Here is a 26,583-nt window from a genome sequence, read left to right on the forward strand (position 1 = left end):
GTGACGTATCGGGCGTCGCCCTTAACTGTGCGTTGAAGGCTGGCAGCAACCCTCATACGGAGCGGTTCGGTTCGAGCCGGAACCGGAGGACAGCGGGCTCGCGAGCCGCCCGCCGGGGCGTGGTCGGTGGTTCGATCGTCGCGACGACGTCGCACGATCCGAGAGGCCGATGGCGAGTTCCCCCATCGCCCGATCTCTACTAGCACAAAATATATATCTCGTCTAATACAACTGGCGATAGGTAGAGTACGCATGCTTCGAGACGGATACCCGACGCTGCAGCCGCCACACGACTGGGTCCGACAGACGGAAGGGGGGCTTCCGACGAGCCCCCGCCGGATCACCCTCGCACAGTGGGTGAGCGAGTATCGGGACAGGCTCACCGTCTATCAGCATACCCGTCCGGAGCGGGAGCGAAAACGGTTCTCGGTGGTCTGGGAGCCGGCCGGCGACGACGCGCCGCGGACCATCTGGGGGAGTTCGCTCGAGCGGACCGAGCCTCATGTCCGGCGGACCTTCGAGCGGGTGAGGGCCCGAGGGTAGCCCCGATCCCCGTCGAACGCTCGCGCTACTCCCGCGAACCCCCATCGCTGGCCGTTTTCCGGTCCTCCTCGGTCGCCTGCTCGTTGACCGTCTTCTCGATCTCCTCGCTGACCGTCTCACCGACCGTCTTCTCGACTTCCTTGCTGACCGTATCGCCGACCGTCTTTTCGACCTCTTTGCTGACCGTCTCACCGACCGTCTTCTCGACCTCCTCGCTGACCGTCTCACCGACCGTCTTCTCGACCTCCTTGCTGACGGTCTCCTCGACCTGTTCGGCCACCTCAGTGGTCATCCAGTCGGGATCGAACCGGGCCATCTTCCAGGCGATGTGGATGACGTAGGAGACCAACACGCCGAGGCCGAACGCGATGCCGACGCCGGTGCCGACGACGAGGATGAGGGCGATGGAGACGAATATCATGACGCCGTAGGCGAGATCGACGACGAAATCCACGCGACTCGGGATCATCGTCCCGTCACCTCGGGCCGGCGGGAGTAGTGGCTCCGTGGTTGCACTGTCGGATATCGGGGCTCCAGACGTGAATAAGCGTGCATTCGTCCCGCCGTCCGTGGGAGAACGCTCCCCGATCCGAGATCCCGGCGAGCAGCCCCGTCGGTCGTCTCCTCGCCCGTATCCGGCGTCTATACCGTTTCTGCAGTTCCTAGCGCGGATATTCGATTACGGTTGCTTAAGTGATCCCGAGGCGTTTCTTCGGTATGTTCGAACTCTTTCTCGTTTTGATCGGTATCGCGGTCGCGATGTTCGTCGGCTTCAACATCGGCGGGGCGACCACGGGCCCCGCGTTCGGGCCGGCCGTCGGAGCGAGCGCGATCTCGAAGACCGGCGCGGCGGCGCTGATGTCGGTGTTCTTCCTGATCGGCGGCTGGACGATCGGCCGCCAGGTCGTCGACACGCTCGGCAACGACCTGGTCACCGACCCCGGCGTGTTCACGATCCAATCCAGCATCGTCGTCCTCTTCTTCATCGGCGGCGCGCTGTTCATCGGCAACTACTACGGCGTCCCCGCCTCGACGTCGATGACGGCCGTCGGTGCGATCGCCGGCCTCGGCGTCGCGACCGGGTCGCTGGACTGGGCGGTGATGGGCGAGATCGCCGTCTGGTGGATCGTCGCCCCGATCGTCGGCTTCTGGGTCTCGGGGATGATCGGCCGATACTTCTACCCGCATATCAACCGGTGGGTGGCGGTCACCACCAGCCCCGGACGGCTGATCGATGTCGATCGGTCGGGCGCCCTCCCGAGGCCGGTCGCCGGACCGAACACGACGCGGCGCGAGCTCGGTGGGGCCGTGGTCGTCGTCGGTATCGGCTGTCTGATGGCCTTCTCGTCGGGCACCTCGAACATCGCGAACGCGATCGCGCCGCTCGTCGGTGCCGGCGTGGACATCGACCTGATGATCCTGCTCGGCTGTGGCGCCGTCGCCGTCGGCGCGTTCACCATCGCCCGCCGAACGCTCGACACGCTCGGCAACGACATCACGGACCTGCCGTTGACCGCGGCGATCGTCGTCGCGGTCGTCTCCTCGACGATCGTCATCGGCCTCTCGGCGATCGGGATCCCCGCCTCCTTCGTCATCATCGCGACGACCTCGATCGTCGGGCTCGGATGGGGCCGGGCGACCCGGACGGCCACGCTCTCGGAGATGGTTCAGGGCGATCGGTCACCGAACGTCTCCGTCGGTGCCCTGGCGGCCGACGAACCTGACACGGAGGCACCGAAGATCGGGGAAGCGGAGCCGGAACCCGTCCCGACCGCGTCGGATCTGTTCGACCCCACGACGACCAGCCGCGTGATCGTCCTCCAGAACGTCATCCCGATCCTCTCGACGGTCGGGGCCTACGTCGCCTTCGCCGCGCTGTTTCAGTTCTGGTGGTGATCCGCCTGCCCATCGGGGACGGAGGTCGATCAGTCGGCACCGAGGGAGAAACGGGGAGCCGAGCCGTCGGTGGCGTACGACTCGAGGGGGACCTCGTTCCGGCGGCGCTTCCGGCGGATCCAGTACCGTGCGTCGGTGGCGAAGAGGTCGATCCGGTGTGGGGCGCTCCCGACCGCGTTGGAGGCGTTGTACGGTGATTCGGGGGCGCGGAAGAAGCTGATCAGCGTCCACATGACGCAGGTCGCGAGCGCGCCCGCGGCCGAGAACGTCATGCCGAGGGTCGCAAAGGTGAACGCGTAGACGCCGCCGATGACCATCGACGGGGCGCTCGTCGCGAGCGGGACGTTCGCCGCGGCGTCCCGCAGGGTCGGTGCGAGGAACACGATCGACAGGCCGCTGCCGATCATGAAGACGAAGTCCTGCCAGATCATGGTCGTACCCCCGTTCGGAAGGGAGGGACTGCTCTGTATTTCATCAAACTTACTCGGAACGTAGTAAGTATATGTTTTCCGGCTAGAATACTAGAATTTATAATTGGGATGACGGCGAGGGACGGGGTAGCGCGTTCCCTCGTATCCGGATCAATAGCTGTTTCACCCGTCCCGTACAACCCCCGGTGATGGCCGATACGACCACGTTCACGATCGACGGCGACGACGGTTCGACCGACGGGATCGACGTCCCGGCGGGGTTGCTGGAGCTGCTCGCGGAGGGCGACGAGTCGCCCGCGGAGACGCTCGGCGATCTCGCGCTGCTGTCGTGTGCCCAGCAGGTCCACGCGATCAGCCACCACTCGCAGGGCGAACCTGACGAGGAGGTCCGGGCGATCGAGGAGGAGACCATGGCGCTGTTCGAGGAACGCTTCGGCAGGTCGTTCGCGGAGATGACCGGCCACTCCCACTGATGCCCGACGGTGCCGGCCCGTTCTCGGGAGCACCGTGCCGGCGTCGATCCGATCGGACGTCGGGCGAACCGCCGCTGGCGCTCGAGCTCGACGGGTCGATACGCATGGGGCGACGAAAAGGTCGGGGGCCGGAGCGGACGGCTACTGGATGTCCATCGCTTCGATCTGCTCCTGATAGCGGTTCCGGATGGTGACTTCCGTCACCTGCGCGACGTCGGCGACCTCGCGCTGGGTCTTCTTCTCGTTACAGAGAAGCGAGGCGGCGTAGATCGCCGCCGCCGCGTAGCCCGTGGGGGACTTGCCCGACAGCAGCCCCTTCTCGGTCGTGACGGTGATGATCTCCTTGGTCTTCGCCTGGACTTCCTCGCTGAGTTCGAGCTCGGAGCAGAAACGGGGGACGTACTGCTGGGGATCGACGGGGCGCATCTCGAGGCCGAGCTCCTGGGAGACGTATCGATACGTGCGGCCGATCTCCTTTCGCTCGACCCGCGAGACGTCGGCGATCTCCTCGAGGCTGCGCGGGATGCCTTCCTTCCGGCAGGCCGCGTAGAGACAGCCCGTCGCGACGCCCTCGATCGAGCGCCCGCGGATGAGGTCCTCGCTGAGCGCCCGGCGGTAGATCACCGAGGCGACCTCCCGGACCGAGCGGGGGACGCCGAGCGCGCTGGCCATGCGGTCGATCTCGCTGAGTGCGAACTGGAGGTTTCGCTCGCCGGCGTCCTTCGTGCGGATGCGCTCCTGCCACTTTCGCAGTCGGTGCATCTGGCTGCGTTTCTCGGCCGACAGCGACCGGCCGTAGGCGTCCTTGTCCTTCCAGTCGATCTGGGTCGTGAGCCCCTTGTCGTGCATCGTCTGGGTGGTCGGCGCGCCCACCCTCGATTTGCTCTGGCGCTCGGAGTGGTTGAACGCCCGCCACTCGGGCCCCCGATCGATGTTCGTCCCCTCGACGATCAGTCCACAGTCCTCACAGACGAGCTCGCCCTGGTCGTCGCTCTTGACGAGGTTATCCGATCCACACTCATCGCACACCCGCTCACCTTCCGACTCCTCCGTTTCCCGTTCCGCTTCAGTGTCGCGCTCGACCTGACGAGTGTGGTTTTTCATCGTATATTGCCAATATCTTCGCGGCGACTTAAGCCCTTGCCGCCTGGGGGCACCCGACGATGGGTCGAGCCCACGCTCGACTCGACGCCGATCGCCGTGACTCGCCCGCTCGTCCGGCGATCGATCGGGCAATGGCCGGGGCTGGTCGGTTCGTTCGTCGATCGCTCGAAAAATCCGGTATTTCGCCGCCCGCTCGAACCGCAGTCAGCCGTTTTAAAGTCGGGTGACGTTGGTCGCTCGGGGACCCTTGGGGGCCTGCTCGATGTCGAATTCGATGTCTGTGCCTTCCTCGAGGTCCGGACCGCCAACGTCCTCCATGTGGAAGAAAACGTCATCGTCCGCGTCGTCCGTCTCAATGAAACCGTAGCCGCCAGTGTCGTTGAAGAAATCAACGTTGCCTTTCGCCATTACGTATCTACATAGTGCCGACCAACGTATAAGGGCTCCGAAACGATATTACCTATGTTCATTACACTCACGGATGTGAGTCGCCGGATCCGTCCCGGAGAGTGTGGGAGATCGCTCGTCGACGTCGACAGGGATCAGTCCGGATCCGGCTCGGTCGTCTCCGATCCGTTCGACGCCGCCGCGGCCTCGTAGACGGTTCCCCGATCGTCGAAGTAGTCCGGCGCGCGGTGATCGCCCTCGAACCGGACCACGCGCTCCAGTGCCTCGTGGCCGTCGTTCGATTCCGAGCGCAGTTCCTCGGCCAGGTCGGTGTAGTCGGCCGCGAGCTCCTGGAAGGCCTGCATGCGGACCCGTTTGGCCTCGACGAGCGTCTGCTTCTCCTCGATCTCGCGCTCTAGGTCCTCGATCGCCTCGACGTCGACCGATCCCTCGCTGGGCCCTCCCGGCGACTGCGCCGTCGCCGTGCCTCGGGTGTCCCCCGTCGAGCCGTCGAGGCGCTCGCGGACGTCCGCGGTCACCTCGTCGATCTCGTCCAGCAGCGCGTCGGCCTCCGTGCTCATCGTCTCGACGCGCCCCGAGAGGAGCCCGGCCTGCGTCCGGCAGTACTCGGCGAACTCCTCGGCCGTCGGGGGGGATCCGTCCTCGCCGTTCATACAACGGGTAGGGGACTCACCCCGAAGTCAGTTGGGTTGGACGACCAGCTTCCCGACCCGCTCGCGGTCCTGCATGTCGGCGAAGGCCCGTCCCGTCTCCTCGAGCGCGTACTCCCCGCCGATGACGGGTTCGAGCGTCCCGTCGGCCACGAGCCCGACGAGCCGTTCGAGGTCGCCCTGCGTCCCCATGGTGCTCCCGATCAGCTGCAGGTGGTTCAGGAACATCGCGGGAACGTCTATCTCGGAGGTGGCGCCGGCCGTCCGACCGCAGACGACCATCCGCCCGCCGCGGCGCAGCGTCCGGAGCCCGAGGTCCGTGTACTCGCCGCCGAGGTGGTTGAGGACGGCGTCGGTCTCGCCGATCTCGCGGAGTTCCGCCTCGAGCACGTCGGGATCGGCCGACCGGATCGTGTGATCGGCGCCCAGCTCCTCGATCCGTTCGAGCTTCTCGGCCGACGTGGAGGTACCGATCGAGCGCGCCCCGAGGACGTCGACGAGCTGGACGCTCGCGACGCCCACGCCCCCGGTCGCGCCGGGGACGAACACGAGATCGCCGGCGGTGACCCGAGCACGACGGAGCATCCGCCACGCGGTCACGTAGGCCGTCGGGAGCGCAGCCGCGCTCGTCATCCCGACCCCGTCGGGGAGGTGAACCAGCCGGTCCGCGGGTACCGCGGCCTTCTCCGCGAACCCACCGTGGTACAGCGAGAACTCCTCACAGAGGTTCTCCGGCCCCTCGCGACAGTACCGACAGCGCCCGCACGTCTCGTTGGGGAACAGCACCACCCGGTCGCCGGGGCTCACGGCATCGACGCGCTCGCCGACCGACTCGACGACCCCCGCCACGTCGAGCCCGGAGAGAAACGGGAGCTTCTCGGTATCGACCATCGCCGATTCGCCCTCGAGGATCCACAGGTCGTGGCGGTTGAGCGAGCAGGCCCGAACCGACACGACGGCCTCGGCGGGCTCCGGGTCGGGATCGTCGACGTCCTGTACGGTCACGTCGTCCGGACCGCCGAGTCCGGCGAAGGGAGCGATACGCATGACATACCCATGCACCCACCGGCGCTTATAGGTCCCTGAAAGCACCTCTTTAATGTGGGTCAGTTGCGAACTCGGTGCTAGATGGTGACATCCGTTCTCCGGCGGCTGTGGGCCTATCTGTGGCGGCTCAACGCACAGACGAAGGCGTATCTCCAGCTCGACGGTGCCCGCATCCTGGCCGACATGGATCACACGAGCGAGGACGAACGGCGCGTCGTCCGGGACGCGTTCACCGACGGCGGGCGAGCGGACGCGGAAGGCAACGGCGAATCGCCATCGGACGCCGGCGCCGACGGAGGCGGTGGCGACGGGAGCGATGGCGACGGCAGGGACGGCGGGGACGACGATCCGTCGCCGTTCGACGTCGGCGGGGAGTACAAGCTCCGACAGAAGATCGGCTTCGTGCTCGGGCCGACGCTGTTCGCGTTGATCCTGCTGGGTCCGACGCCGGGCGCTCCCGCTGGGTTCGAGGGACAGGCAGCCGGGGCCGTGACGGCGTGGGTCGCGAGCTGGTGGGTGACCGAGGCGATCCCGATCCCCGCGACCTCGCTGCTCCCGATCGTGCTCTTCCCGCTCACCGGCGCGCTCCCCGCCGCGGAGACGACGCCCTCGTACGCCGATCCGTTGATCTTCCTGTTCATGGGCGGGTTCTTCCTCGCGATGGCGATGCAGCGCTGGGACCTCCATCGCCGGATCGCGCTGCGGACGATCAAGTTCGTCGGCACCACCCCCTCGCGGCTGATACTCGGGTTCATGCTCGCGACCGCGTTCCTCTCGATGTGGGTCTCGAACAGCGCGACGGTGATGATGATGGTGCCGATCGCGCTGGCGGTGATCTACAAGACGCGCGACCTCATCGAGGACGCCGGCCTCGACATCGAGACGGCCGAGGGCGAGTTCACGTTCGGCATCGCCCTGATGCTCTGTATCGCGTACAGCGCCTCGGTCGGCGGCGTCGCGACGCTCATCGGATCGCCGCCGAACATCCTCTTCGCCGGCCAGGCCGGCGAGCTGTTCGGCGAGAACGTCACGTTCGCCCAGTGGATGTTCTACGGGCTCCCGATCGCACTGATCGGGCTCGTGACCGTCTACGTCTGGGTCACGCGCGTCGCCCTGTCGCCGGAGTTCGAGGAGCTCCCGGGCGGTGCGAACACGATCGACGACGAGCTCGCGAAGCTGGGGCCGATGGGCACCCAGGAACGGATGGTGTCGGTCGTCTTCGTCGGGATGGCGCTCGCCTGGATCAGCGCGAGCCTGGTCGGCGAGGCCGGGCTCCTCCCGGTCCCGGAGGACGCCGACACGCTCGTCGCGATCGGCGGCGCGCTGGTCCTGTTCGTGCTGCCGACGAAGAGGCCCGACGGCGGACATACGTTCCTGCTCGACTGGTCCAGCGCGGTCGAGATCCCGTGGGGGGTCATCCTGCTGTTCGGCGGCGGGCTCGCGATCGCGGCGGGGTTCGACCAGACCGGCCTCGCGCCGTGGCTCGGCGAGCAGCTCGAGCTGCTCGAGGGCGTCCCGATCAGCGTCCTCCTGTTGGTCGTGGTGGCCATGGCCGTCTACCTGACCGAGGTGACCTCGAACACGGGCATGACCGCGATGCTGATGCCGATCCTGGCGTCGGTCGCGATCGGCATCGGCGTCCATCCCTTCGGGCTGATGATCGCGGGCGCGACCGCCGCCTCCTTCGCGTTCATGCTCCCCGTCGCGACCCCGCCGAACGCGATCGTCTTCGGGAGCGGCTACATCACCCTGCCACAGATGGCGAAGGTGGGCTCGGGGCTCAACGTGATCGGGATCGTCATCATCACGCTCATGGCGCTCTTCTGGCTGCCGATCGCGTGGGGTATCGATCTGACGACGCTTCCGACGGAGTTCGCCGAAGCGTGGTCGGAGAACGGCTGATCGGTCGGAACGGCATGAAGGGCACGACACGCCGTCGTCGGGACCGCGCTACTCAGCCCAGTCGTTTCGGCCCCGGACCGATCACTCCTCGAGCAGCCCGCCGACGGTCATCACGCCGCCGAGCAGGACCCAGTCCTTGAGGATGTACACCCCCTCGAACGAGGGGCCGTACGGGAACTGGGTGAACGTCGCCTCCGGGGAGACGACGAGCGGGAGCATGATGACCGCGACGTAGGCCGCTGCCAGCACGACGGCGAGACGGGTCGTCCGCCGCGAGAGCAACGCGAGCCCGATGGCGATCTCCCAGCCCCCCAGCAGCAGGTCGACGCTACCCGACGGGAGGACCCAGAGGACGTCGGCGATGAGGCCGGCGATCCCGTTCACGCCGGACGTCGTCAGGAGGCCGAACCAGACGAAGACGGTGACCAACGCGTATCGCAGCAGCGTGAGACTGTGCTCCCTCACGAACGTCAGGAACGCGTCCTCGATCCGGCGTGCGAACCCGATCGCTCTCCCCACCGGGCGGCGAGGTTCGTCGTCGTGCGATCGAAGGCTCATCCGTCGTCCTCCAGTCTCGTTTTCGCGAGCACGACGAGCCCGCCGCTCAGGAGCACCCAGTTCTTGATGATGTAGGCGCCGATCTCCGAGGGAACGAGCGGGAACTCGATGAACGTCATCCCGGGCGCGGTGACGAGCGGTATCATCGTCCCGAGCATCTGGAACACCATCAGGTACACCGCGGGGCGGACGGTTCGGTCGAACAGCAGGCCGACGCCGACGAGGGCCTCCCACCAGCCCAGGATCGGGAAGAAGAGGCCGAACGGGAGGAAGGAGATGCCCGTCGCCACGACGGGATCCGCGGGGCTGACGTCGAACGGCTTGACGATGCCGAACCAGAAAAACACCATCGCGAGGGCGTATCGGAGGACCGTGATTCCGTGATCGGAGAGCCACGATTCGAGCGTTCGATCCAGTTCTCTGAGCCTGTCCTGGGCCGCAGCGACGGCCGGTATCCGTCTGGTCGCCGGTCGGCCACGGTTCGGGTCTGCGCTCATGGTCGAGTCGATCTCCGCCGTCTAGGCTCCATAAACCCCGAGTTGGATTTTTCAGGTCCATACCATTACGAATAGAGCACCATAGCGAACGTTCGATACGGACGGAACCGCTGTATTCGCCACCTACTGTCGCTTTGCACGATACGACGGTGGCTCGAAGACCTGCACTCTGGCGTGCAGGTTCGTCCGTTGACGGGATGACGATGACGGTCGTTGTCGGCGTTCATGACAGCGACCGTGGGGTTTGAGAACGAGGGATCAGCGCGAGGTTCGGACGACCATACCGATACGGGTCCCCGATCGCTCGTGGCGGGGTCTTCGGGCGGCGCTCCGAACGCCGTCAACGATAGCTGGTGGAGTGGGACGCCGGAACCCGTTCGATGGAGTGGCCGAATACGAGGTGGTGATCGACCGCGGCGCTGTTCGCTTCGTGTGGCCGATCGGCCGTCCCGGTCGTTGCCTTCCACTCACACTGTCGACAGGTGAGTATCGATCTCTCCACACTGGCAGTAAGGGACACGGATGTTATAGAAACACGCCTGCAGTACTGAAGGCTATTGATAAGGGGGTGGATGGCCACGGCGGTATCGGATACGATGGCCGCGGCCCCGGCTCGTTCGGCGAGCGCGTCGATCCGTGCTTCCCGGCCGTGACGATGCCGGACCCGACGAAAACGGACATCCGATCGGGATCGATCGACGGGTCCGGTGGGTCGGCACTACCGATGATGGATCGGCCGACTGGCGACCCGAACACCCGGACCGACTTCGATACGTCGGCGATGCGGGACGTGCCGATGGACCGAACTGCCGGGCCCGAGGGGACGGCCGGCGCGGGCGCGTTCTCCTGTTCGACGGACACATCGTACCGACGGGCCACACACTGCCCGCCGACGGCGGTCGGGCGGCCGACTGAGAGGCCCCACGACGGTTCCGGAAGTCAGCCCTCGGTGAGCAGCCCCGCGAGGTCGCCGCCGACGTCCCCGATCGCCTCACGGGCCCGATCGACGTCGCGGAACGTCATGAACCCGTGGACCATGTCGTCGTAGTTCCTGTAGCGCGTGGGGACCCCGTCGCCGACGAGCCGCTCGGCGTACGCCGTCCCGCCGTCACGGAGCGGGTCGAACCCCGCCGTGACGACCGTCGTGGGGGCGACGCCGGAGAGGTCACAGGCGTTTGCCGGGTCGGCGTACGGGTTTCGCCTGTGGATCTCGTTCACGTAGTAACAGCGGTTGAACCACTCCATATCGTCCTCGCCGAGAACGATCCCCGCGTTCTCCCGGACGGATTCCTGGCGTTCCTCGATGCCGACGGCGGGATAGACGAGGGTCTGCTGGGCGATCTCGGGGCCATCGCGCTCGGCGGCCATGAGCGCAGCGACGGCAGCGAGGGTTCCCCCGGCCGAATCACCCGCGACCGCGACGGTCCCGGTTCCGTCGACCGCCTCCGGGTTCGCGGCCGCCCACTCGACGGCGGCATAGGCGTCCTCGACGGCCGCCGGGAACGGGTGTTCGGGCGCGAGCCGGTAATCGACCGAGAGGACGCCACAGCCGCTCTCCCGTGTAAGATGCCGACAGAGCCAGTCGTGCGTCTCGATACTCCCGAAAACGAACCCGCCGCCGTGAAAGAACACGACCGTCGGGACCGGCCCGTCCGCGTCCGGCAGGTAGAGGCGGGCAGTGAGTTCCCCCGCCGGACCGGGGATCCGTCGGTCGACGGTCGCGCCGACGGGCGGCGGGTTCCGGTTCCTGAGCCACATCGTCGGCCGGGTGAGAAGCCGGAGGAGCTTCACTCCACGGCGACTGTGCGGGAGCGGGAGGCGGTCCTGCCGGTCGACCGCCGCCTGTGCCTGCGGGTCGATCTCGCCGGCCTGCATGTCGGCTGGTAGATAGACAACCACAAAAACACTCCCGGATCCGGCGAACGTCGGTCCCGATGCCGTCGTCGGCGGTAGCACCGTGACGGGAAGGGCTGTGAACGCGGGCCCGCTCGGACCACGGCGGCTTCTCGGCTTCGTACTTCAACGACGATTCCGTAGTCGATCGGACCACTACCTCTCGCAGTCCCCAACGATTCTAGCGATCGGAGTGAAACACTCCCTTCTCACGCACGCCGTGAACGCGAGCAGGGACCGGAGAGACCGAAACAGAAAAGCGCCATCGGGGTCGACAGTAACATCTACTATGGAGATCCGCCTGGACGAGATCGATCGGCAGGTCATCTACAGTCTCATGAAGGACTCCCGCAACACGTCCGCTCCCGACGTCGCCGAGATGGTGAACGTCTCTCCCGGTACGATCCGAAACAGGATCGAACGCCTGGAGAAGGCCGGCGTGATCACCGGCTACTCCGCTCGCATCGATTTCGAACGTGCCGACGGACAGCTCACGAACCTCTACATCTGTAACGCACCCGTCTCGGAACGCGAGTCGCTCATCGGTCAGGTCCAGACTATCCCCGGCGTGATCAACGTCCGCGAGCTGATGGCAGGACAGCGAAACCTCCACGTTCTGGCCATCGGCGAGGACACGGCGGATCTCCGCAGGATCGCGACTGGGATCTCGAAGCTCGGGATCGACATCCAGGAGGAGGATCTCGTCGAGTCCGAGGTCGACCATCCCTACGTTCCGTACGGTCCCGAGGAGGACGAACGGCGGCGTACACTCTCCGACTTCATGAGTCTGGCAGGCGGATCGGAGATCGTCGAGATCACCGTCCAGGACGAAGCACCCGTCACGGGCTCCACGGTCGCGGAGGCCGTCGAGGACGGGATCATCGACAATCAGATCCTGCTGATCGCGATCGAGCGTGAAGGTGACATCCTCACTCCACACGGCAACACGACCATTCAGGCCAAGGACGTCGTGACGCTGTTCTCACGTGGAGGGGTTGACGAACCGATGCTGACGGGGTTCCGGGGCGACAGCACGCCGGCCTGATCGGACGGGGCTCCCCGCTCAGACCGACCGATCGAGAACGCGAAAGGCGGCCCAGATCACCCAGACCCAGACGACGACCCCGACGACGACGAGCTCCTGGCGGATCAAGAGGTCGCCCGTGATCTGCAGCGTGAAGTATTCCAGGGCGCCATAGAGAGCTATCACCGCAAGAACGTCCCAGATGGAACGTGGGTCCCTGATGCGTGGATGTCTCATTGAACGGTCGTCTCGTTAGCTCCAAAGCGTGTGGTCTCACTCCGTTTCCCGACTCGCCTTCCCCGAGTACGCTACTTCCGGTCCCCGTAACCGGTTTACGGTTGCAACATACAAATAGGCATTTGCTATTCATACCGTAAAAGCACGAGGGTAATACTCAGCCAAGCCGAACTCTATCGGTGTATTTATCTGACTGTGCCCATCCCTTTCGAGTACGGCAGTCGAGTAATCCGATATCAGACGGGCCGTAGTAATCCGTGATACAACAATGAGTAGTAGTGATCAGGAACTCGCACGTGATCTTGGCTTCTTGGAGGCGTATACCCTCGGATTAGGGACGATGATCGGAGCGGGGATCTTCGTTCTCCCGGGGATCGTCGCCGAAAGCGCCGGTCCGGCGAGCATGGTTTCGTTCACGCTCGGCGGTGTCGTTGCGCTCCTGGCGGCCCTCTCGCTTTCGGAACTGGCGACCGGGATGCCGAAAGCCGGGGGTAGCTACTACTACGTGAACCACGCCCTCGGGAGTTTCTTCGGGACCATCGTCGGGTGGGGGATGTGGGCCGGCCTGATGTTCGCGACGGCCTTCTACATGCTCGGCTTCGGCCAGTACCTCACCAACCAGCCCTCCGATGCGCTCATCGTCGTCGCCGCGGGGCTGGTGATGGCCTCGCTCCTCGTCGCGGTCAACTACCGGGGGGTCAAGGAGACGGGCTCGCTCCAGAACGTCATCGTTCTCGTGCTCATCTGTCTGATCGGCGCGTTCATCGTCGTCGGTCTCGTCCGGATCAACACCGACCTGCTCACGCCCTTCGCACCGGCCGGCTGGGGCGCGGTCGGTGCGACCACCGGAACGGTGTTCGTGACGTTCATCGGCTTCGAGGTCATCGCGACCAGCGCCGAGGAGATCAAGGACCCCGGACGGAACCTCCCGCTGTCGATGATCGCCGCGGTCGTGACGCCGACGTTGCTCTACGTCCTCGTCATGCTCGTGAGCACGGGTCTCCTCCCGGTTCCGGACCTGGCCGGCTCGGACGTGCCCGTTGCGGACGTCGCCGCCGAGGCAGTGGGGGTGTTCGGTGCGCTCAGCGTCGCCGGTTACAGTCTGGAGCTGGCGACGGTCGGATCGGTCATCATGATCGCTGGCGCGATCCTCGCGACGGTCTCTTCGGCGAACGCCTCGATCCTGTCCGCGGCCCGCGTCAACTTCGCCATGGGCCGCGATCGCATCCTCACCAACTGGCTCAACCAGATCCACGAGCAGTACCGGACGCCGTATCGAGCCATCGTCGCGACCGGTGCGCTCATCCTCCTGTTGATCGCAAGCCCGTTGCCGATCGACACGCTCGCCGACGTCGCGAGTTTCATGTTCCTCATCACGTACGCGCTCGTCCACATCGCGGTGATCGTTCTGCGCCGGGCCGACCCCGACGAGTACGAGCCGGACTTCCGGATCCCAGCCGTCCTCTACCCGGTCGTTCCGATAGTGGGCTCCCTGGCCTGTCTCGTCATCATGGTCCAGATGGCGTGGGTCGTGCAGGCGATCGGCCTCGGGATCGTCGGTGCCGGCGTCCTCTGGTATCAGTTCTACGCCAAGGACAAGGCGATCGCGACGAGCCTGGTCGGGGAAGCTATCGCGGAGCAACCCAGCCGACCGCCGGCCGACGAGCAGCTCTATCGCGTGGTCGTTCCGGTCGCGAACCCGGAGACACAGCGCCATCTCCTTCGGCTGGCGGCGGCCAGTGCACGGGAAAGCGCGAACTCGGAGGGGATCGACCGCGCGGAGATCGTCGCGGTCAACATCACCGAGGTCCCACCCCAGACGTCGCTCGAACAGATCGAGTTCGAGGAGGAACGCGTCGAACGGCAGAGTGCCCTCCTCGAAGGGGCGAGGGACAGCGGCGAGGAGTTCGACGTCGGTATCCGAACCCGTGCGATCGCCGGCCGCGACATCGGCAGCACGATCCTCACCGTCATCGACGAGGAGGACGCCGACGAAGTCCTCCTCGGCTGGGATGCACACCGCTCCCGGCGTGAGCATCTCTTCGGCTCGAACCTCGATCCGATCATGGGGCGGGCGCCCTGTGAAGTGACGTTCGTGCAGTACGGAAGCGATCGGATCGGGGACGTCGTCGTGCTGGTCAGCGGCGGGCCCCACACTCCGGCCGCCGTCAGACGCGGTGCCGAGTTCGCGGCTAGCGAACCCGACGCGACGCTGACGCTGCTCAACATCCAGCGCCCTGCCGAAACGAACGAGGCTGCCGACGAGGACGCATCCGAACCGCTCGACCCGATCGCGGAAGGGGAGTCCGTCATCGAACGGATCGCAACGGAGGCGGGACTCTCCGCGGACGAGTATACGACCCGGGTCGAGGTGAACGAGGACATCGAAGCGGGGATCCTCGGGTCGGTCAACGATTACGAGACGATCTGTGTCGGGACGACGCGCGACGGCGTCATCTCACAGGCGATCTCGGGAGCGATTCCCGAACGGATCGGACGGGAGGCGACGGGTACGGTCGCGATGGTTCGCGGCGAGGAGACCTCCCCGCGGTCGATCCGGGAGGGACTCATCGAACGGCTGAGCTCCTGAGCCCACCGGACGCTTACAGTGCTGTCCGTCCGGCAACTACAGTCGAAAAGAAGGAACGGTGGCCCGCTATCGGCGGCTCGACGCCCCGTTATACGGCTTCCGTCACCGCATCGAGGACCTCCGTATCCACGAAAATCACCAAGTGATCACCCTGCCGGACTACTGTATCGCCGCGCGGCGTCACGAACTTGCCGTCTCTGGAGATCGCACCGATCACGACCCGTTGTGGGAGATCGGTCATGGCGTCGGCGATCTCTCGGTCGACCAGTACGGATTCACGCCCGATTCCTACCTCTACGACCTCCGCGCGGTCGTGTTCGAGCATCGCGATCTTCTTGGTTCGATCGTGCCGAGTAAACTGAATGATCTCTTCGGCCGCTTCCTCAAGCGGACTAATCGCGACGTCGATCCCGACCTGTTCGAAGAGGTCCGCGTAGTCCGTCGATTCAATGACAGCGACCGTCCGATCGACCCCGAGGTGGGTCGCCAGTATGCACATCAGCAGGTTCTGCTCGTCCCGACCCATCGTGGCGACCAGGAGGTCCGCCCTCCCGATGTGCTCGCGTTTGAGAAAGTCTAGATCAGTTGCGCTTCTCTCCAAGACCGTCGTTTTCGGAAGCGCCTCGGCGATCGCACGTGCCCGGGCGGGATCACGCTCGATCAGCTGAGGGCGATACCCATGCTCCTCGAAAATCCGGGCGGTCTGAAAGCCGATCTCGCTTCCACCCACGATGACTATGTTCTCGAGGGACTCTCCCGCCTTCTGTCCGATCTCCTCCGAGAAACGTCTGATGGCGTCCGGGGCGCCGATCGTGACGATCCTATCACCGGATCGTAAGACGGTGTCCCCCTTCGGAACGAGCAGATCATCGTCCCGAAAGACTGCTGCGAACCTGAGGGCGTCATATCGATCCACGTCCCGAATCGATCGACCATCAAGCGGGCTTGTAGACGAGATATCGAACTCCGCCATCCGAACCACGCCCCCTGCGAACGAATTGACGTCATGAGCGCTCGGTAGCCCGGAAACACGGAAGATCGACTCGGCCGTCAACAGGTCGGTACTTATCAGGAGGTCGACGCCGAACGCCCCTTCTAAGCGAGTCCACGTCCGCAGGAAGTTTCGATGTTTGACACGCCCGATGGTGAATATGTCCCCGATCGCTTTGGCGATGTTACAGACGACGATGTTCGCCTCGTCGATGTCGGTACAGGCGATCACCATCTCCGCTTCGGCGATTCTCGCCTCTTCGAGGATTTGAAGGTCGGTCCCATCCCCCTGAACCGCTAATACGTCCATTGAATACGTCAGATCCTCGACCTTCTCGCCGTCCCGATCCACGACGACGACCTGATGGACTTCCGCGAGATCGTCCGCGATTGCCCATCCGACTTCGCCGGCTCCAACGATGATCACGTGCATGTAGATCCCTCGCAGTTCATTGGAGCGTAATCGCACAGGAGAACTGAAGTGTATTCCGGAACCTGTAATCTCCTTATAACTCTACTGCGTACTACGTATCTCATAGCGGTGATTTATGAACGCCCGGAACGAATCGCCGCTACTGATGGAACGGAGGAGACGTACATGAGATGGCTCGTCGACTGGCGCTCGAGTGTTAGTCTTTTGGGGACCGTCATCAAGTACCTCGCCCTGTCGATGACGATCCCGCTCTTCATCGCGATGTTTTATCAGGAAGACGTCTGGGTGTTTCTCCTCTCGATCCTCGTTACTGTCGGGCTCGGTTTCACCCTGGAGCGGCTGGAACCCGAACCCGATCTAGGTCCTCGTGAGGCACTCGTAGTAGTCTCGTTGGCGTGGCTCGGGGCCGCAATCATCGGTACCATTCCGTATCTCCTTGCGGGCTATGGCACCGCATCGACGCTCGCTCATCCGGTCAATGCCTTTTTCGAGTCGACCAGTGGCTTCACGACGACGGGTGCGACCGTCATGGGCGAAATCAGTCTTGATCGTCACTCCCACGCGTTGCTCATGTGGCGCCAGCTCACCCAATGGCTCGGCGGAATGGGGATCATCGTCCTCATGATCGCTATTCTCCCGGAACTGTCCGTTAACGGCGCTCAGCTGATGAGTTCCGAGGCGCCCGGTCCCGAACTCCAGAAACTGACGCCGAAAATCGCGGAAACCGCTCGTGCCCTCTGGCTCGTGTATTTCGGATTCACCGTTCTCTATATTCTGCTCCTCTATGGACTGCATGTGGCAGGTCTGGCGCCGAACATGGACCTGTATAACGCTGTTGCCCACGGCTTTACGACCCTGCCGACAGGTGGTTTCTCCCCACAAGCTGATAGTATCGCTGCGTTCTCTGCGGCCGTTCAGTGGGTCGTAATCCCGTTTATGGTCGTTGCGGGAGTGAACTTTGCACTGTTCTGGCGTGTCCTTCAGGGCGAAGCCCGAGCCATCGTTCGGGACTCCGAGTTTCGGACGTATGCCGGCGCGATAGCCGTCTTGATCGCGGTTCTGTCAGTGGTCCTGTTCCGCGGTGCCGCCCCAGTACTCGAGATCGGTGGTGCCACCGAAGGGGTAACCGAGAACACCCTCCGGCAGGCGGCATTTCAGATCGGGTCGCTCATGAACTCTACAGGGTACGCAACGAGCGATTTCGCACACTGGGATACGAACGCTCAGATGATACTGCTCTTTACCATGTTTATCGGTGGATCCGCCGGTTCGACCGGTGGGGGGATCAAGGTCATTCGGTGGCTGATCATCCTCAAAACAGTCCGACGTGAGCTGTTTGTCGCCGCAAACCCTGACACCGTTCGACCCGTTCGATTGGCCAACCGTACTGTCGACGAGGACGCGATCAAGGGGATCTTCGCCTTCACGCTGATGTATCTCATGCTGTTTGCCGTTGCTGCGGTACTCCTCGCGCTCGATTCGGCCCGGATCGGCTACGACCTCACTGCTCTTGAGGCGATCAGCGCCTCGCTCGCGACTCTCGGAAACATCGGACCCGGGTTCGGATCGCTCGGCCCGTTCGGGAGCTATCTGGAGTTCTCCAACGTCTCGAAGCTGCTGATGGTCTTCCTCATGTGGGTCGGCCGTCTCGAGATCGTTCCCGTTCTCGCGCTCTTCGTCACGGGTCTGGAACGCTGATCTTCCCGGTAGAGATCGTAAGCGAGCAGTATCCCCGCTTGCCGTCTGTAGCGAGGTCTCGGGGATCCTATCGCGAAAGTCACCGATAGAGATCGAGGCTCCGGAAGACCGCACCCAGCAACACCGCAACCGGGATGATCTCCAACCGACCGATCCACATGTTGAAGATCAGCATCAGCTTCGCCGTGGCTGGCATCTCGGGCCCAGTGATACCTGCATCGAGCCCGACGTTGCTCTGTGCGCTCATGACGTCGAAGACGACGTACTCGAGCGGATGGTCCGGTGACAGCACCCACAGTAATACCGTGACCCCGACGATCAGGAACAGAATCCAGAGGACGAACACGACCGTCGCCTCCGTGTATTCCCGCTGGACTTCCGATTCGCTGAGCGTTCGCTTCCCCATCCGGAGGCGGCGGACCGCCGTTCGTGGCGCGAAGACGCCCTTGACCTGCCAGACGGTCCCTTTGATCAGGGTGAGGACGCGAACGAGCTTGAGCCCGCCGACCGTCGATCCGGCGGCGGCCCCGGTAAGCATCCCCAGACAGATCAGGAGCGTCGGACCCGCCGTCCAGGCGACGTCGGTCCCGTCCCCGATGGTCGCGGTGCCGAACCCGGTGTTCGACGTGGCGGAGACGAACTGGAACAGCGCGATCCGGAACGTCTCCTCGAGCGACCCGTACTGGCCGTTGAGCCAGAGGAGCACGGTCAACGCTATCGAACCGGCGCTAAACCAGATGAAGACCCACCGCGTCTGGATGTCCGCATAGAAGTTCCGTAGCTCACCCCTCAGGATCAGATAATGGACCGGGAACGCGATGCTTCCGGCCACCATGACGGGAACGACCGCGTATTCGATCACCGGGCTCCCGTAGTGGCCGATCGAGTCCGCATGGATCGAGAACCCGCCAGTAGCGATGCCGGTCATGGCGTGGTTGATCGCCCCCCAGAGGGGCATTCCCACGGCGAGAAACAGCGCGATCGATGCGAGCGTGAAGCCGAGGTAGATCGTCCAGATCTCCTTGACCGTCGAGACGATGCTCGGATGGATCTTCTCCGAGCGGGCCTCGCTTTCGAACAAGGTGAGCGACCCGCTGCCGGGTCGGGCGAGGATCGCGACGGTGAGAACGATCACCCCGACCCCACCGATCCACTCGGTGAAGGAACGCCACCAGTGTAGCGAGCGGGGCAGCTCGTCTTCGACTGCCGCCATAGTCAGCCCGGTGCTGGTGAACCCGCTGATGCTCTCGAAGATCCCGTTCACTGGGTTGCGGAAGACGTCGGTGGTCTCGTCGACCGGCGGCGTGTTCATCCAGGCGGGGAACGGATCGACGCTGATCGTCCAAGCGATGAGCACGAACGGCAGCCCACCGAGGACGCCGACCGTAGCCCAGGTGCTCGCCGCCGTAACCATCGCCTCGAGCTTGCCCGATGGGGACGCGTCGCTGTAGCGCCGGGCCAGAAGCACACCGATGCCAGCCATCAGAACGGCCGAGACGACGAAGGTGGGAACTGCGTAGAACTCACGGTTGGCGATGGCGACCACGACCGAGACGACCAGCATAAGCGAGACCACCTGCAGGATGCGGCCGACGTCCCGCCCGGCCGTCCGGTACTGGACCTTCATGGATAGTCGCCCGTGAACGCAGTGACGGCCCCGCGAAGCGTCGCGTCGTCCGTGAACACCGTGACCTGATCGTCCGCCTGGATGACGGTGTTGCCCTGTGGTGCTCGTACGTCCCCGTCACGACTGAGCGCGACGACGAGACACCCGTCGGGGAGGACGTCCCCTTCCTTGGCCGCGTTCAGGGACCTCCCGGCCATGTCGGCGTTCTCGGAGACAGTCAGTTCGATCAGCTCCGTTCCGTCCTCGAGCTCGATGAAGTCATGGACGTCCGGATACCGGACGGAGTGGTAGAGGTGATCCGCGATCAGTCGCTGCGGGGTCTCCATCAGGTTCACCCCGATCTTCTCGAAGACCGGCAGGTGTTCGGGATCGTGGACGACGCTGACGAGGCTCGGAACGCCGTGTTCCTGTGCCAGGAGCATCACCATGATGTTCACCGCGTCGATGTTCGTCGTGCTGATGACCGCGTCGGCACGATCGACGTCGGCGTCCCTGAGTGCCCCGTTGGTCGTCGCGTCGGTGTTGAGGACGAGACAGTCGTGGCGTCGACTAACCGCCTGCGCGCGTGCCTCGTCCCTCTCGATCACGACGACGTCGTTCCCGTCGTTGACCGCCATGTCGATCAGGTTGGACCCGATCTTCCCCGCGCCGACGATGATCAGGTACATCGTCAGCCCCGCACCTCCCGGCGGACCCCGCTGTCGGCCTCCGGTATGGCCACTACCGGGCATGGGCTCTCCGTGACGAGACGGTGCTCCTCGTCGCCCGAGAGAAGTCTCGTCAGCCGGTTCGTTCTGCGAGGCGTGAAGAGGATCGCCGTCGCATCGATCTCACTGACCGTTTCGAGAATCTCCTCGACGACGTCACTCCCGTACCGTAATCGTGTCTCGAACCCCGGGGCCGTCCCTAGCTGCTCCTCAGCGATGTCGAAGAGACGGTCGGCCTGTTCTCGACGAGCCGCGAGCGGCGCCTTGTCCATGAACGTGCTTCGAGTTTCGATGACGTGCACGACTACGAGCCGTTCCGTTACGTCGGAGAGGTAGGGCGTCATCGCTCGACAGGTGCTTGCCGTGTCCGCTTCGCTCGCAACGGGAACGATCAGCCGCTCGAAGAGCAGAGCGGTCGTTCGCTTTCCCTCCCTGTTCGAATGACGGTGCGTATGATCGTCCGGGTTAGTTTCTGATGGCATTGTATCGACAGCCCACTGTTCAGGATACAGTAATATAAGTACCTAGTATTACGGATTAAGCAATATCGATGGCCGTCCTTCACGTCCAGAGTCGACGATATCCGCTCCCGGAGGACGTCTCACGAGGCTGACTTCGAGACGGAACGCCGGCAAGGAGGGCTTGGATCGGGGATCCCCAGAGATAGATCCCGATCGCGGTAACGAGGAGACAGGACCCCGTCGCGGTGATAGCGACCCCGAGACATAGGTTGCGACGGTCGGAGTGGGATATCGGAACGGGAACGGTCGAGACGAGCTCCTCGTAGGACAGCTCCGATCGGTGCTCCCGAACGTACAGTACGAGGTTCGTGTACGAGACACCGATCGATATCAGGAGATAGCCGAGAAGGGAGATGGAGAGAACGACCACCGGATCGTCGAACCACGGATCCGAAACGAGGACAAGCGAATAGTCCAGTCCAACCGCGGTCACCTTCACTACCAGATAGCCGTTGAAAATAGCGATAACGTAAATCATACGCTGTATAGATCTGTTTACTTCATTTGTAAGGCTATTAATTTCGGAATAGTCAACAGCCATTGGAGTGCCATTATGACTAACCCCACTATACTGTTTCGACCGTTGGAACCGGAAACCGGACATGAGAACGACCGTACTCCTCCCGTACAGCGTTCTTCGTCGCTTCCGGTTCGGGATGATGGAACACGTGCTCGTCCTCCTCGTAGAAACGATCATAGCATGACTGTCCCCCGCCCGGGGCTACCGGGTGTGAGATCCCGACGTAACCACAACCCCCTTGAGGGAACAGTAATAACCGGGGGCACATGCCGAAGGATCTAGAACGGGACTTGGGCCTCTCTGCTGTCATCGCAATCAGCATGGGTGCGATGATCGGTAGCGGGATCTTCATTCTCCCGGGATTGGCGATGGCCGAGGCGGGTCCCTCGGTCGTTCTCGCGTTCCTGATCGCCGGTGTTCTCGTGATCCCTGCCGCGCTCGCGATCTCGGAGCTCGGAACCGCGATGCCCGAAGCGGGCGGCGACTACGTGTTCATCGAGCGTGGAATGGGACCGGGCGTCGGTACCGTGGCCGGGATCGGGACGTGGCTTACCCTTCTGTTCAAAGGTGCGCTCGCGCTCGTCGGCGGAATGTTCTATCTAGATCTCCTCTTTCAGCTCCCGAACCTGACGGCTACGGCGCTGGTCATCGCGTCGCTGCTCATCGGGATCAATCTGGTCGGGGTCAAACAGACCGGCCAGCTTCAGACGTATATGGTCGTCGTCATGGTCGTCATCCTCGCGGGATTCATCGCGATGACCATCACTCAGGTCGAGGGGGGAAGCTACGAGCCGTTCTTCGCCGACGGTTTCGGTGGTCTCACGAGCGCGATCGCGCTCGTCATCGTCTCCTACGCTGGGGTTACGAAGATCGCGAGCGTCGCCGAGGAGATCAAGAACCCGGCTCGAAACCTCCCGCTTGGCCTCCTCATCTCGCTCGTCATCACCACCTTCCTGTACGTCTTCATCGTGTTCGTTCTCGTCGGCATCGTCGATGCCGAGACGCTATCGGGGACCAACGTTCCGATGGCCGATGCGGTCGAACCGCTCTTCGGCTTCTGGAGCGTCGGGATCATCGTTCTGGCAGCGATCCTAGCGCTCGTCTCGACCGCGAACGCCGGCATACTCACTGCCTCTCGCTATCCGCTCGCGTTGAGTCGTGACGGTTTACTTCCCGAACAGTTCGAGTACGTCCATCCGCGGTTCCGCACACCCATCGTGTCCATCCTGCTCACCGGTGGCGTGATGCTGTTCATCATCGCAGTGCTCCCGGTCGAGGAGATCGCCAAGATGGCGAGTGCGTTCCAGATCCTCGTTTATGCGTTGGTCAACGTTGCACTCATCGCGTTTCGGGAGGGCGACCTCGAGTGGTACGATCCCGACTTCCTGACGCCGTTCTATCCTTGGATGCCCCTGTTCGGGGTCGTCTCCGGTTTCTACATCATCACGCAGATGGACCTGCTCCCCCTCATCGGAGCGATCGGCATCATCGTCTTCGGGACGGTCTGGTATTTCGTGTTCGTCAAGGACCGCGTCGATCGAGAAGGGCTTGCCGTCGATGCCGTTCGACGCGAGGCCGGGCGTCAGTTTCTCGACGAGACCGCGACACAACTGACTACCGCTGCCACCGGAAACGAGGTGCTCATCGCGCTACGTCGGGACGTGAGCCGCCTGGAGGAGGATCGTCTGCTGCGGATCGCCGCACCGATCGCCCGGTTCCGAGATAGCCGGCTTCGGGTCGTTCGCTTCGACGAGGTTCCCGATCAGTACCCGCTCGATCGAGCGACCGCCCAGTCCCCCGGCGACCTCGAGTTCGAGGAACGAACGGACGATCTGGCCGAGGAGCTCGATGTCCCCGTCGAAGTCGCCGAGGTCGTCAGTCACGACACCAAACAGGCCGTCGTCAATTACGCTGAACGCCGTGGCGTGGACCTCCTCCTCACTCGTGCGGATCCCGTGAGCCGTCTCCGGACGCTGTTCGGGCGCGACAGTGACTGGATCCTCGAACACGCTCCCTGTAACGTCGTCTTCGTCCAAGCGGGCAAACTGGATTCGCTCGACGAGATCGCGATCGTCACCGATCAGAGTCCGTTCAACGATCCGCTGAAAGTCGAGCTCGCGGACTCGATCGCGAGCATCGCCGGCGGGCGAATTCGGTTCCTGTTCGCAGCCGGTTCCGGGGCCTCGGATTCGTCCATTCGGACGATCGAAGCGTATCACGCCGAACTCGACGAGCAGTGCTCGGTACCGGTCGAGGGGACGATCGTTCAGTCGGACGCGAAACTCGATGCGCTGCTGGCGGAGCTTCGATCCGCGGACGTCGTGATACTCTCGACGACGACACATCGGCTCCTTCCCGACCTCCTCTTCCAACGTGATACGGATCGGGTCGCGACCCGCCTCGAACAGCCGGTGTTGCTCGTCCATTCACGGAAATCCCGCCGGGCGACGTTCCTCGAGCCGCTCGTCGAACGACTTCTCTTTCGTGACTAACCTGCGGTCTCGCTACTGGTGAGTTCTCTCGTGGGTGCCCGGGAACGGTTCGGCTCGCTACTCGCCGTCACCTCGGACCTAGTAGACTTCGGGAGACGCCTCGCGTTCGTGATCCCGTTCGCCGACGAACTCCAGGAACTTCTTCGTTGCCTCCTCGCTTCCTGCGGCGATGAGGATGTCACCCTCCTCGACGGTGAACTCCGCACCGATCTCGGTCACCAGCTCGTCGCCGCGTTCGGCGGCGACGACCGTACAGCCCGTCTCCCGTCGAAGATCGACCTCATGGAGGCTCCGGCCTACGATCGCCGGTGTCTCGGTTCGAACGAACTCCGTTTGGGGCGTCAGGATCTCTGTACTGTCGGCCAAGAGGGAGGCGAGTATCTCGCCGGTTACGGTCGGCAGCGACAGCACGAAGTCGGCCCCTGCGTTATAGAGCTTCCAGACGTTCTCCGAACGATCCGCGCGCGCGATGATCTCAGTTTCGGGTGCGGTCTCCTTGATCATGAGCGACGAGTAGATGGTGGGGCTGTCCTCGTCCATCGTCAGAACGACCGCGCGTGCGTTCTCGATATCGGCCTCCGCTAGTGTTTCAGGGTCATTGACGTTCCCGACGACGTCGACCCCCTCCTGGGCTTCGAGATCGATCGTCGTAACGTCGATTCCCTCGTCTCTCAGCGCCTTGACGACTGCCCGCCCGGTCGCACCGTAGCCGGCGACGACGACGCGTGTACAGTCGTCGTTGTGGGGCGGAAGCGGGCGGGCTTCGACCTGCTCAAGTGCACTGTGGTTCCCGGCCGCGAGCAGGATCGTGTTCTCCTCGATCCGCATCGCCGGATCGGGGGAGACGACGAATTTCCCGCCGACCCAGACGCCAAGAATGGTGATCCCGGTTCGATCGAAGATCGATGCGTTCTCGATCGTCCGTCCGACGAGCGGACTCGTTTCCTCGACCAACAGCTCCGTGATCTCGAGGTCGGTGTCGACGTCGATCACCTGTCTGAGTTTCTCCGAGAACGATCGCATCGACCGAATCGCGAGCGCCTCTCCGAGCTGTTGGCGGGCTTGGACGACCTCGTCCGCGCCAGCATAGCGATGGTACGGCGCATCGGCGTGGTCCCGCACGACGCTGACGATCTGTAAGTCGGGGTTGACACGCGCTGCCGACAGGATCACTGTCGGGTTGGTCTCGTCGTCGACGTCTGCAACGAGCGCTTGTGCTTCCGGTGCGTTGGCCGCACGGAGCGTTGCGACTCTCTCGGGGTCGCCTTGGATAGCGTTTATCTCCTGTTCCCGGAGGTCGGTGACTACGTTCGGATCCTCGTCGACGATCACGTACGGGACGTCGACCTCCTCGAGCTCCTTGCGAAGTACATCGTCCCGAGCGGTATACGAACAGATGATAACGTGATCCGAGAGGTCGCTCGATTGTGGCGGTCCCGATTGGACCGCTTGTCGGAGCATCGGAACGGCGAAGATCGGGAGGGCAAGGAACATGAGGAGAACGCCGGTTACGTTCATCGCGAGCATGAGGAAGTTCAACTGAACGCTCGACCATGGAGCGTGTCCGCCGAACCCGGCGGTAGTGAGTGCTTCGATCACCACCTGGACTGCTTTGTAGATGGGGACCGCTTCGTTTTCGAAGGTGCCCATCGCCCAGCGATAGACGACGGCGTACACGGCGACGATAGCAGTGACTACGGACAGTGCGAGTGCGATCCGTCGGCGCCAATTGCTCACCGACAACGACTGTATGGTCCGCTCCCACCAATCGCTCATAAATACGTAGTGGGGTATGACCAGTTAAGAACCTATCTTTCTCGGATAACACGAAACCCCCCGCCCACGATCCGCGTCGAGGGTCGTGGAAACGGCGATCCGCAGCGGGGACGACGCTCCGGGCAGTCCCCTCGCCATCGGGTTCGAGAGGGAGGTGACGCGGATCCGGCCACGTCGGGGGGACGGTCAGGCGCGGTCGAGTATCGGTTGGATTTCGGCACGGGCGAACTCCTCCAGCTGGTCTTCGGTGGCGGTGACCGAACTGGTCCCTTCCGGGACGGTGAGTACGACCCTGTAGATCGTCGCCTCATCGGGGGAGTGCGGTGAGAACGCTATCGCTTCGTCATCACCTAGTTGACATCCGGACAGGCTGGGCTCGGACAACGCTCGCTCGATACACTGTTGAAGCACGGCGAGCTTTCGAACGCTACAGGAGAGTTGTATTTCCGTATCAGAGTCACGTATCAGGATTCGGCAATCAGATCCCTCTTCAGCTGCTGTTTCGACTACGAACTCCCCCATAGATGGTAGCGACAAGGATAGATAATAAATCCGTCGAACGAACG

The 26,583-nt window shown here is 63.7% G+C and carries 26 protein-coding genes; 9 read left to right on the top strand and 17 right to left on the bottom strand.

Annotation, left to right across the window (positions count from 1 at the left end):
* The first annotated feature begins 252 nt into the window (after positions 1 to 252).
* On the top strand, positions 253 to 543 hold the full coding sequence (locus WOA58_RS15320; RefSeq protein ID WP_340605141.1) for a hypothetical protein: 291 nt from the start codon (positions 253 to 255) through the stop codon (positions 541 to 543).
* A 25-nt stretch (positions 544 to 568) separates the two neighbouring features.
* On the opposite strand, the gene WOA58_RS15325 is transcribed toward WOA58_RS15320, so the two are convergent.
* Positions 569 to 1,012, bottom strand: a complete 444-nt coding sequence (locus WOA58_RS15325; protein ID WP_340605142.1) for a hypothetical protein — start codon at positions 1,010 to 1,012, stop codon at positions 569 to 571.
* 248 nt (positions 1,013 to 1,260) lie between these two features.
* Here WOA58_RS15325 and WOA58_RS15330 point away from each other — a divergent pair, with 248 nt between their 5' ends.
* Positions 1,261 to 2,439, top strand: coding sequence for an inorganic phosphate transporter (locus WOA58_RS15330; RefSeq protein ID WP_340605143.1), 1,179 nt, complete (start codon positions 1,261 to 1,263; stop codon positions 2,437 to 2,439).
* Between the two features lie 29 nt (positions 2,440 to 2,468).
* Here the strand turns inward: WOA58_RS15330 and WOA58_RS15335 are convergent, their stop codons facing one another.
* On the bottom strand, positions 2,469 to 2,870 hold the full coding sequence (locus tag WOA58_RS15335) for a hypothetical protein (protein WP_340605144.1): 402 nt from the start codon (positions 2,868 to 2,870) through the stop codon (positions 2,469 to 2,471).
* 188 nt (positions 2,871 to 3,058) lie between these two features.
* Here WOA58_RS15335 and WOA58_RS15340 point away from each other — a divergent pair, with 188 nt between their 5' ends.
* On the top strand, positions 3,059 to 3,343 hold the full coding sequence (locus WOA58_RS15340; protein ID WP_340605145.1) for a DUF7545 family protein: 285 nt from the start codon (positions 3,059 to 3,061) through the stop codon (positions 3,341 to 3,343).
* 141 nt (positions 3,344 to 3,484) lie between these two features.
* Here the strand turns inward: WOA58_RS15340 and WOA58_RS15345 are convergent, their stop codons facing one another.
* The 4 genes from WOA58_RS15345 to WOA58_RS15360 all read right to left on the bottom strand — a co-directional run bounded on the left by WOA58_RS15345 (position 3,485) and on the right by WOA58_RS15360 (position 6,552).
* On the bottom strand, positions 3,485 to 4,447 hold the full coding sequence (locus tag WOA58_RS15345) for a transcription initiation factor IIB (protein ID WP_340605146.1): 963 nt from the start codon (positions 4,445 to 4,447) through the stop codon (positions 3,485 to 3,487).
* 213 nt (positions 4,448 to 4,660) lie between these two features.
* Entirely contained in the window at positions 4,661 to 4,855 is a 195-nt protein-coding gene (locus WOA58_RS15350; protein WP_006187181.1) for a cold-shock protein, read from the bottom strand.
* Between the two features lie 134 nt (positions 4,856 to 4,989).
* Positions 4,990 to 5,508: a hypothetical protein gene (locus WOA58_RS15355; protein ID WP_340605147.1), complete on the bottom strand. Its 519-nt coding sequence runs from the start codon at positions 5,506 to 5,508 to the stop codon at positions 4,990 to 4,992.
* A 27-nt stretch (positions 5,509 to 5,535) separates the two neighbouring features.
* A complete protein-coding gene (locus WOA58_RS15360) occupies positions 5,536 to 6,552 on the bottom strand; it encodes an alcohol dehydrogenase catalytic domain-containing protein (RefSeq protein ID WP_340605148.1) in 1,017 nt (338 codons plus the stop codon).
* An 81-nt stretch (positions 6,553 to 6,633) separates the two neighbouring features.
* Between WOA58_RS15360 and WOA58_RS15365 the strand changes: the two genes are divergently transcribed.
* Entirely contained in the window at positions 6,634 to 8,454 is a 1,821-nt protein-coding gene (locus WOA58_RS15365) for an SLC13 family permease (RefSeq protein ID WP_340605149.1), read from the top strand.
* Between the two features lie 81 nt (positions 8,455 to 8,535).
* On the opposite strand, the gene WOA58_RS15370 is transcribed toward WOA58_RS15365, so the two are convergent.
* Both WOA58_RS15370 and WOA58_RS15375 read right to left on the bottom strand, forming a co-directional pair.
* Complete coding sequence (locus WOA58_RS15370) at positions 8,536 to 9,012, bottom strand: hypothetical protein (RefSeq protein ID WP_340605150.1); 477 nt, start codon at positions 9,010 to 9,012, stop codon at positions 8,536 to 8,538.
* Positions 9,009 to 9,509 (bottom strand): hypothetical protein, encoded by a 501-nt coding sequence (locus WOA58_RS15375; RefSeq protein ID WP_340605151.1) that lies wholly within the window; start codon positions 9,507 to 9,509, stop codon positions 9,009 to 9,011. The genes WOA58_RS15370 and WOA58_RS15375 overlap by 4 nt, the downstream gene beginning before the upstream one ends.
* A gap of 636 nt (positions 9,510 to 10,145) precedes the next feature.
* Between WOA58_RS15375 and WOA58_RS15380 the strand changes: the two genes are divergently transcribed.
* Positions 10,146 to 10,424: a hypothetical protein gene (locus WOA58_RS15380; protein ID WP_340605152.1), complete on the top strand. Its 279-nt coding sequence runs from the start codon at positions 10,146 to 10,148 to the stop codon at positions 10,422 to 10,424.
* 24 nt (positions 10,425 to 10,448) lie between these two features.
* Here WOA58_RS15380 and WOA58_RS15385 read toward each other — a convergent pair whose 3' ends face one another.
* The gene (locus tag WOA58_RS15385) at positions 10,449 to 11,384 is read right to left on the bottom strand and encodes an alpha/beta hydrolase (RefSeq protein WP_340605153.1); all 936 of its coding nucleotides are present in this window, start codon (positions 11,382 to 11,384) and stop codon (positions 10,449 to 10,451) included.
* Positions 11,385 to 11,691: 307 nt separating this feature from the next.
* Between WOA58_RS15385 and WOA58_RS15390 the strand changes: the two genes are divergently transcribed.
* Positions 11,692 to 12,447, top strand: a complete 756-nt coding sequence (locus WOA58_RS15390) for a winged helix-turn-helix transcriptional regulator (RefSeq protein ID WP_340605154.1) — start codon at positions 11,692 to 11,694, stop codon at positions 12,445 to 12,447.
* 18 nt (positions 12,448 to 12,465) lie between these two features.
* Here the strand turns inward: WOA58_RS15390 and WOA58_RS15395 are convergent, their stop codons facing one another.
* On the bottom strand, positions 12,466 to 12,612 hold the full coding sequence (locus tag WOA58_RS15395) for a hypothetical protein (protein WP_340605155.1): 147 nt from the start codon (positions 12,610 to 12,612) through the stop codon (positions 12,466 to 12,468).
* Between the two features lie 319 nt (positions 12,613 to 12,931).
* Between WOA58_RS15395 and WOA58_RS15400 the strand changes: the two genes are divergently transcribed.
* Positions 12,932 to 15,253, top strand: a complete 2,322-nt coding sequence (locus tag WOA58_RS15400) for an amino acid permease (protein WP_340605156.1) — start codon at positions 12,932 to 12,934, stop codon at positions 15,251 to 15,253.
* Positions 15,254 to 15,341: 88 nt separating this feature from the next.
* On the opposite strand, the gene trkA is transcribed toward WOA58_RS15400, so the two are convergent.
* Positions 15,342 to 16,676: a Trk system potassium transporter TrkA gene (gene trkA / locus WOA58_RS15405; RefSeq protein WP_340605157.1), complete on the bottom strand. Its 1,335-nt coding sequence runs from the start codon at positions 16,674 to 16,676 to the stop codon at positions 15,342 to 15,344.
* A 165-nt stretch (positions 16,677 to 16,841) separates the two neighbouring features.
* Here trkA and WOA58_RS15410 point away from each other — a divergent pair, with 165 nt between their 5' ends.
* Positions 16,842 to 18,374 carry a TrkH family potassium uptake protein gene (locus WOA58_RS15410; RefSeq protein WP_340605158.1) on the top strand — a complete coding sequence of 511 codons (1,533 nt, stop codon included), beginning with the start codon at positions 16,842 to 16,844 and terminating at the stop codon, positions 18,372 to 18,374.
* A gap of 79 nt (positions 18,375 to 18,453) precedes the next feature.
* Here the strand turns inward: WOA58_RS15410 and WOA58_RS15415 are convergent, their stop codons facing one another.
* From WOA58_RS15415 to WOA58_RS15430, 4 genes are all read right to left on the bottom strand, one after another.
* Positions 18,454 to 20,001, bottom strand: coding sequence for a TrkH family potassium uptake protein (locus WOA58_RS15415; protein WP_340605159.1), 1,548 nt, complete (start codon positions 19,999 to 20,001; stop codon positions 18,454 to 18,456).
* A complete protein-coding gene (locus tag WOA58_RS15420; RefSeq protein WP_340605160.1) occupies positions 19,998 to 20,669 on the bottom strand; it encodes a potassium channel family protein in 672 nt (223 codons plus the stop codon). The genes WOA58_RS15415 and WOA58_RS15420 overlap by 4 nt, the downstream gene beginning before the upstream one ends.
* Before the next feature lie 2 nt (positions 20,670 to 20,671).
* Positions 20,672 to 21,190, bottom strand: a complete 519-nt coding sequence (locus WOA58_RS15425) for a universal stress protein (protein WP_340605161.1) — start codon at positions 21,188 to 21,190, stop codon at positions 20,672 to 20,674.
* A gap of 79 nt (positions 21,191 to 21,269) precedes the next feature.
* Positions 21,270 to 21,770: a hypothetical protein gene (locus WOA58_RS15430; protein WP_340605162.1), complete on the bottom strand. Its 501-nt coding sequence runs from the start codon at positions 21,768 to 21,770 to the stop codon at positions 21,270 to 21,272.
* Positions 21,771 to 22,015: 245 nt separating this feature from the next.
* Between WOA58_RS15430 and WOA58_RS15435 the strand changes: the two genes are divergently transcribed.
* Positions 22,016 to 24,241, top strand: coding sequence for an amino acid permease (locus tag WOA58_RS15435; RefSeq protein ID WP_340605163.1), 2,226 nt, complete (start codon positions 22,016 to 22,018; stop codon positions 24,239 to 24,241).
* 78 nt (positions 24,242 to 24,319) lie between these two features.
* Here the strand turns inward: WOA58_RS15435 and WOA58_RS15440 are convergent, their stop codons facing one another.
* Together WOA58_RS15440 and WOA58_RS15445 are read right to left on the bottom strand one after the other, a co-directional pair.
* Complete coding sequence (locus WOA58_RS15440) at positions 24,320 to 26,017, bottom strand: potassium channel family protein (RefSeq protein WP_340605164.1); 1,698 nt, start codon at positions 26,015 to 26,017, stop codon at positions 24,320 to 24,322.
* A gap of 186 nt (positions 26,018 to 26,203) precedes the next feature.
* Positions 26,204 to 26,539 (bottom strand): hypothetical protein, encoded by a 336-nt coding sequence (locus WOA58_RS15445; protein WP_340605165.1) that lies wholly within the window; start codon positions 26,537 to 26,539, stop codon positions 26,204 to 26,206.
* Between the last annotated feature and the right edge of the window lie 44 nt (positions 26,540 to 26,583).

It is taken from the genome of Halalkalicoccus tibetensis (genome assembly GCF_037996645.1).
Taxonomy (GTDB): Archaea; Halobacteriota; Halobacteria; order Halobacteriales; family Halalkalicoccaceae; genus Halalkalicoccus; species Halalkalicoccus tibetensis.

Coding starts and splice junctions, on each gene's coding strand:
- WOA58_RS15410 (WP_340605158.1), top strand. CDS start 16,842: ATGAGATGGCTCGTCGACTGGCGCTCGAGTGTTAGTCTTTTGGGGACC.
- WOA58_RS15350 (WP_006187181.1), bottom strand. CDS start 4,855: ATGGCGAAAGGCAACGTTGATTTCTTCAACGACACTGGCGGCTACGGT.
- WOA58_RS15345 (WP_340605146.1), bottom strand. CDS start 4,447: ATGAAAAACCACACTCGTCAGGTCGAGCGCGACACTGAAGCGGAACGG.
- WOA58_RS15420 (WP_340605160.1), bottom strand. CDS start 20,669: ATGTACCTGATCATCGTCGGCGCGGGGAAGATCGGGTCCAACCTGATC.
- WOA58_RS15375 (WP_340605151.1), bottom strand. CDS start 9,509: ATGAGCGCAGACCCGAACCGTGGCCGACCGGCGACCAGACGGATACCG.
- WOA58_RS15435 (WP_340605163.1), top strand. CDS start 22,016: ATGCCGAAGGATCTAGAACGGGACTTGGGCCTCTCTGCTGTCATCGCA.
- WOA58_RS15390 (WP_340605154.1), top strand. CDS start 11,692: ATGGAGATCCGCCTGGACGAGATCGATCGGCAGGTCATCTACAGTCTC.
- WOA58_RS15335 (WP_340605144.1), bottom strand. CDS start 2,870: ATGATCTGGCAGGACTTCGTCTTCATGATCGGCAGCGGCCTGTCGATC.
- WOA58_RS15400 (WP_340605156.1), top strand. CDS start 12,932: ATGAGTAGTAGTGATCAGGAACTCGCACGTGATCTTGGCTTCTTGGAG.
- WOA58_RS15440 (WP_340605164.1), bottom strand. CDS start 26,017: ATGAGCGATTGGTGGGAGCGGACCATACAGTCGTTGTCGGTGAGCAAT.
- WOA58_RS15425 (WP_340605161.1), bottom strand. CDS start 21,190: ATGCCATCAGAAACTAACCCGGACGATCATACGCACCGTCATTCGAAC.
- WOA58_RS15320 (WP_340605141.1), top strand. CDS start 253: ATGCTTCGAGACGGATACCCGACGCTGCAGCCGCCACACGACTGGGTC.
- WOA58_RS15340 (WP_340605145.1), top strand. CDS start 3,059: ATGGCCGATACGACCACGTTCACGATCGACGGCGACGACGGTTCGACC.
- WOA58_RS15355 (WP_340605147.1), bottom strand. CDS start 5,508: ATGAACGGCGAGGACGGATCCCCCCCGACGGCCGAGGAGTTCGCCGAG.
- WOA58_RS15325 (WP_340605142.1), bottom strand. CDS start 1,012: ATGATCCCGAGTCGCGTGGATTTCGTCGTCGATCTCGCCTACGGCGTC.
- WOA58_RS15415 (WP_340605159.1), bottom strand. CDS start 20,001: ATGAAGGTCCAGTACCGGACGGCCGGGCGGGACGTCGGCCGCATCCTG.
- trkA (WP_340605157.1), bottom strand. CDS start 16,676: ATGCACGTGATCATCGTTGGAGCCGGCGAAGTCGGATGGGCAATCGCG.
- WOA58_RS15330 (WP_340605143.1), top strand. CDS start 1,261: ATGTTCGAACTCTTTCTCGTTTTGATCGGTATCGCGGTCGCGATGTTC.
- WOA58_RS15370 (WP_340605150.1), bottom strand. CDS start 9,012: ATGAGCCTTCGATCGCACGACGACGAACCTCGCCGCCCGGTGGGGAGA.
- WOA58_RS15445 (WP_340605165.1), bottom strand. CDS start 26,539: ATGGGGGAGTTCGTAGTCGAAACAGCAGCTGAAGAGGGATCTGATTGC.
- WOA58_RS15385 (WP_340605153.1), bottom strand. CDS start 11,384: ATGCAGGCCGGCGAGATCGACCCGCAGGCACAGGCGGCGGTCGACCGG.
- WOA58_RS15430 (WP_340605162.1), bottom strand. CDS start 21,770: ATGGCTGTTGACTATTCCGAAATTAATAGCCTTACAAATGAAGTAAAC.
- WOA58_RS15365 (WP_340605149.1), top strand. CDS start 6,634: ATGGTGACATCCGTTCTCCGGCGGCTGTGGGCCTATCTGTGGCGGCTC.
- WOA58_RS15360 (WP_340605148.1), bottom strand. CDS start 6,552: ATGCGTATCGCTCCCTTCGCCGGACTCGGCGGTCCGGACGACGTGACC.